The organism is Bacillus sp. 05T31, from assembly GCF_056396725.1.
The window spans coordinates 1-4,642 of sequence record NZ_JBFTMA010000312.1 but is presented as its reverse complement, the minus strand read 5'-3'; the positions used below and the strand labels follow the sequence as shown (position 1 = coordinate 4,642).

Annotated in this window: 5 protein-coding genes and 1 pseudogene; 4 read left to right on the top strand and 2 right to left on the bottom strand. The window is 33.1% G+C overall.

Going from position 1 to position 4,642, the window contains the following annotated elements; all coding sequences use genetic code 11:
* The 3 genes and pseudogenes from AC1DJR_RS17885 to AC1DJR_RS17875 form a co-directional block, all read left to right on the top strand.
* A pseudogene (locus tag AC1DJR_RS17885) lies at positions 1–420 on the top strand (amino acid permease); the annotation flags it as partial.
* Between the two features lie 113 nt (positions 421–533).
* Entirely contained in the window at positions 534–839 is a 306-nt protein-coding gene (locus AC1DJR_RS17880; protein WP_429688502.1) for an iron-sulfur cluster biosynthesis family protein, read from the top strand.
* A 33-nt stretch (positions 840–872) separates the two neighbouring features.
* A complete protein-coding gene (locus AC1DJR_RS17875; RefSeq protein WP_429688501.1) occupies positions 873–1,631 on the top strand; it encodes a DNA alkylation repair protein in 759 nt (252 codons plus the stop codon).
* A 110-nt stretch (positions 1,632–1,741) separates the two neighbouring features.
* Here AC1DJR_RS17875 and AC1DJR_RS17870 read toward each other — a convergent pair whose 3' ends face one another.
* On the bottom strand, positions 1,742–2,725 hold the full coding sequence (locus tag AC1DJR_RS17870; protein ID WP_429688500.1) for a hypothetical protein: 984 nt from the start codon (positions 2,723–2,725) through the stop codon (positions 1,742–1,744).
* 486 nt (positions 2,726–3,211) lie between these two features.
* On the opposite strand from AC1DJR_RS17870, the gene AC1DJR_RS17865 reads away from it, so the two are divergent.
* A complete protein-coding gene (locus AC1DJR_RS17865) occupies positions 3,212–3,976 on the top strand; it encodes a class I SAM-dependent methyltransferase (RefSeq protein WP_477003156.1) in 765 nt (254 codons plus the stop codon).
* Positions 3,977–4,057: 81 nt separating this feature from the next.
* Here the strand turns inward: AC1DJR_RS17865 and AC1DJR_RS17860 are convergent, their stop codons facing one another.
* A complete protein-coding gene (locus AC1DJR_RS17860; protein ID WP_477003157.1) occupies positions 4,058–4,582 on the bottom strand; it encodes an NUDIX hydrolase in 525 nt (174 codons plus the stop codon).
* Between the last annotated feature and the right edge of the window lie 60 nt (positions 4,583–4,642).

The window sequence follows — 4,642 nt, the reverse complement described above, 5'->3', positions numbered from 1 at the left end:
GTTAACGCATTAATCGCAACATCAGTAGTTGGTAGCGTCGCTTTCATCGCTTCTTTATTCGGTGACGGTGTTGTATACATTTGGTTATTAAATGCTTCTGGGATGTCAGGATTTATTGCTTGGGTAGGGATTGCTATTAGTCATTACCGTTTCCGAAAAGCATATATTGCCCAAGGAAAAGATTTAAAAGATTTACCATATAGAGCAAAATGGTTCCCGTTCGGTCCAATCTTTGCATTTACACTTTGTGTCATTGTCATTTTAGGACAAAACTACGGAGCCTTTACGGGAGCATCTATCGATTGGAACGGTGTACTTGTTTCTTACATCGGTTTACCACTCTTCTTAGTACTATGGCTAGGTTATAAATTTACTAAGAAAACGAAAGTAATTCCACTTGATAAATGTGAACTGAAATAAAGTAAAACGAGCAAACAAATTTGTTTGCTCGTTTTTTATTGCAATGCTTCTCCCTTCCCTATTGCCACTGTTTTTGCAATAATAGAGGAAATATAAATAAAGGTTGGGATCACATGAACATTCAGATTACTGATGAAGCAAAAGCAGCTATACATAGACTAGAACGTGAAGACAAAAAGATCATTCGCATTAGAGGAACAATGACAAACTCTTGCAGCATTTTTGTTGATGTTGATTTAATTTGGGATACATATCATGCAGATGATGTTGTATATGAAGATGCAGAGCTTATCGTACAAATGGATTCATTCACGACAGATTACACTGGTGATACGGTGAAACTTGATTATAAAACGACAGGTTTTAGTATTACGACTCCTAGTGAGACTTTGGTGTATGGATTGTCGATTAAAAAATAAACATTGTTTTTATCCGACCAATGGGGTGAAAAAATGGGCAAATACGTTCCATTAAAATTTTTATTCAACGAAGAATTAGCAGGACAAATGGCTGATTCTATTTGTAAACACGATCCCAATTTCTCTAAAAGAAATTTTGTAGCTTCTGTTACATGTAAAGTTGAAAATTTAGAGTTAAAGCAACGTGTAGAAGTAATAGCAGATGCATTACAAAAAGATTTTAATGAAGCAATACATATATTACTGAAAACATTAGGACCAGAAAATACAACAGAAGTAGGCACATTTACAAACGGATACGTGTACATGCCTATTGCAAAATACGTTGAAAAATATGGGCTTAACGATTTTGAATCCTCATTCAACGCAATGTATGAAATAACAAAAAGGAATACTGCTGAATATGCCATTCGTCCTTATCTTGAAAAATACCATGAAGACACACTAGACATATTGCAACAGTGGATTCATGACGAAAACAGCCACATTAGGAGATTAGTTTCAGAAGGTACTAGACCAAGACTTCCTTGGGCAAAAAAAATAGGAGCTCTGAAAGGTGACTTCAGAAATAATTTAAAGCTTCTTGAGCCATTAATGAATGACCCTTCTAAGTATGTTCAAAAATCTGTAGCCAATCACATTAATGATATTACGAAAGAAGATAACGAACTCGTTTTTCAATGGTTGCAACAATTACTCGATAAAAACCATCCTGTTAATCCTTGGATTATGAAACATGGATTAAGAACGGTGATAAAAAATGGCACTTTACCAAAAGATTTTTGTTTTTAAGTATTTTAAACAAAAACGCTTATACTTCAAAAATGAAGTATAAGCGTTTTTTCCTTTTGAATAAAGCAATTATAAACGTAAAAAGTGCTTTAAAATTCTTCTTTATACCTTTATTTTACTAGCTCTTCTATGTTATTACTTTTCTTGATTTTTTCTGATGATAGCCAGAGTGAATAACTTGTTCCATCCTTGTTCCTTAAAAATATGTTAAATTCCTTATTATATAGTTCTTCTTTAAGAATAGTGACTACTTTTCTCAAATCCTCTATTACATATGAATCATTTCTATATTTTATCTCACTGTCATTGAAAACTAAAGTCAATTCATACTCTAGACAATTGCCGTCTTTCGGGTGTGAACAAGTAATATCTTCCATTCCAAAACGATCATTTTGAATTTCATTTAACCTTTCGCCTACTTTTGTTTCAGTTTGAATCAAATATGTCCAATAACCGCTTACGGTGTTTTTCATTGTCAAAAACAGTTCTTCTTTCGTTATAGCTTTTTGCACATTATAAAAAGGTAAGCCTATAGATTCACCATTATAATCCTCAATTTCAAGTTTTGTTATCTTTCTATTACTCTTCTGAATGAATTGGATTAGAGCATATAAACGATCTAATTCTTTTGATTCAAATTGACTGTAATCAATCTTGTCACTCGTTTTTAAAGTTAATAATAACTTATCAGTTGGTTTCTCCTCTATATAATCATCATCCACTATATATTGAAAAACATTTTTATTTTCAGGTTCCACGTAACCTAATTTTTCAATTTCTTCTAGCATTGGTTTAAATTCCTTATATTCCTCATATGTTTTTTTCCCGTATTGATATTCATCACCTTTTATTGTTGAATATAAGATGCCATCTACCTCTACTCTAAATTGAATATTTTTGTTATTTTTCGCTTGAACAGTATGGTATGTATGTCCCATATTCCCTTCATGTATAGCACCCCAATCTGTTACAACCACATCAATTCCGTGCTTTTTTTTCACATATTTTTTCACCTGATCTTCATCTTCATAATTACAACCACTTAAACATAAGAAACACAACACTAGCAACATTACATTTTTCATTCTTTTCATCTAGCCCCTTACCCTTTTTTCCTAAAAATAAAATATTCCATATATAAACAATACTAAATTATCGAATGTTTTCAAACAATTAAAACGTTTTTATATTCAGTTTATATATCTATTTCTTGTATTAATAAAAATATCCCCATAGATAAGTACATCCAAAGGGATAAAACGGTTCCACTTTTTTATAAACAGTACGACTTTATTGTTATGTAACAGAAATGTGAAATATCATATTTCACAAAATATCTTGGCAAAATGCAGTTTCACTGTATAACCCCATCCAAAATTTGATCGTACTTTCACCTTCCCTAATAACTTCAAAGGATTTTTACTCGATACTCCCGAATATATAAATAACCATTCTCGCAAGGAGCTAATTTATATGAATCTATTCGAACACGAAACATAAAACCGTTCCACTTTAATAAGAGGTCCTCCCTTTTTCTTTTCTTACTATATCATTTATTAACGAAATAGGAGGACAACAATATGAAACGTGATTCATTATTTTCAGCACTATTAGAAAGTGCAAAGACTAACTTTAGCGGCTGGGATTTCTCTTTCATTTCAGAAACTGGCCGTATGAATAGCGAGCCCCTAYCATGGTCRTACGGTAGCACTGCTTTCCARCTTATGCARCRYGCAAARTCAATGCTAGATATGGGWACTGGYGGCGGAGAGTTTTTATCTATGTTACAACCGTTCCCGCCAACTATTTATGCGACTGAGGGCTATGCTCCGAATGTCCCAATTGCACGAAAGAAATTAGAACCTTTAGGGGTTACAGTCGTAAAAGTGACTGATGATACTGCTTTACCATTTCAAGATGGTCAGTTTGATTTAATTGTGAATCAACATGAATCCTATTCTGCTTCTGAAGTAAAAAGAATTCTTTCTCCAAATGGTATATTCCTTACTCAACAAGTCGGTGGTCTTGATTGTGCTGAGCTTAATGAGTTGTTTGGCACACCGCTGAATAGCGAATTTTCAAGTTGGTCACTCAAAACGGCATGTAATGAACTAAGGGAGAATGGATTTACTATTTTAGATGCGAAAGAAGAGTTCCCTCTTCAGCGTTTTTATGATGTCGGTTCTGTTGTCTATTACTTAAAAGCAATCCCGTGGCAAATCCCTGATTTTACAGTAGATAGCTATACCGAGGAATTGTATCGTATACATGAAATTATCTTACAAAAAGGATATTTCGATGTGAAGCAACACCGCTTTATTATTAAAGCAATTTATGAAGAGTAAAATTGAATTATCATTCCCTACAAAAAAGCCAAATTCCAATAAAGGATTTGGCTTTTTCTTATTATTTTAACGCATCTTTTCCTATTGAGAAACGGGATATTTTTCATTTCGTTTTTTCGTATCATCTTCTGTCAAAAGTGTAGTTGTGTAATCAATAATATTCCGGTTATCATATGTGAATRTATGCTCTAAATTGTTKTCYTCWYTTAATAMTSTYGGTAAATATCTTTGCAAATTGCTAACTACMCCTCTATTATCACCATCTAATATCCAATCAATTGACTTCCATTCTAATATWCCTTCATCAGCGCTTACTGGTGTATCAATATGTACTCCATCTGGTAAATCAGCAAGGAATACATACATTCCCTCGCTACCCCGAGGTTCGTCTTTAACTTTAAAAATAACATTCCCTTTATACGTTACACTTGGAAGCTCTATTCCCGTTTCCTCAAAGGTTTCTCTAATGACTCCTTCGTATGGCGTTTCATACTCTTCTATTTTCCCTCCGACACCATTCCACATTCCCATTGTCGGCTTCTTGTTTCTATTTAGTAGAAGTATTCTATCTCCTTTTCTAATGAAGCAAATTGTGTACTTATACATACGATCATTTCCTTTCATTTACATCTTCTTTTGTAAGCAATTCATTTTCCACATGTGTTA

Excerpts from the sequence above, each read along its gene's own strand:
- AC1DJR_RS17880 (WP_429688502.1), top strand. The coding sequence starts at position 534 with ATGAACATTCAGATTACTGATGAAGCAAAAGCAGCTATACATAGACTA.
- AC1DJR_RS17875 (WP_429688501.1), top strand. The coding sequence starts at position 873 with ATGGGCAAATACGTTCCATTAAAATTTTTATTCAACGAAGAATTAGCA.
- AC1DJR_RS17870 (WP_429688500.1), bottom strand. The coding sequence starts at position 2,725 with ATGAAAAGAATGAAAAATGTAATGTTGCTAGTGTTGTGTTTCTTATGT.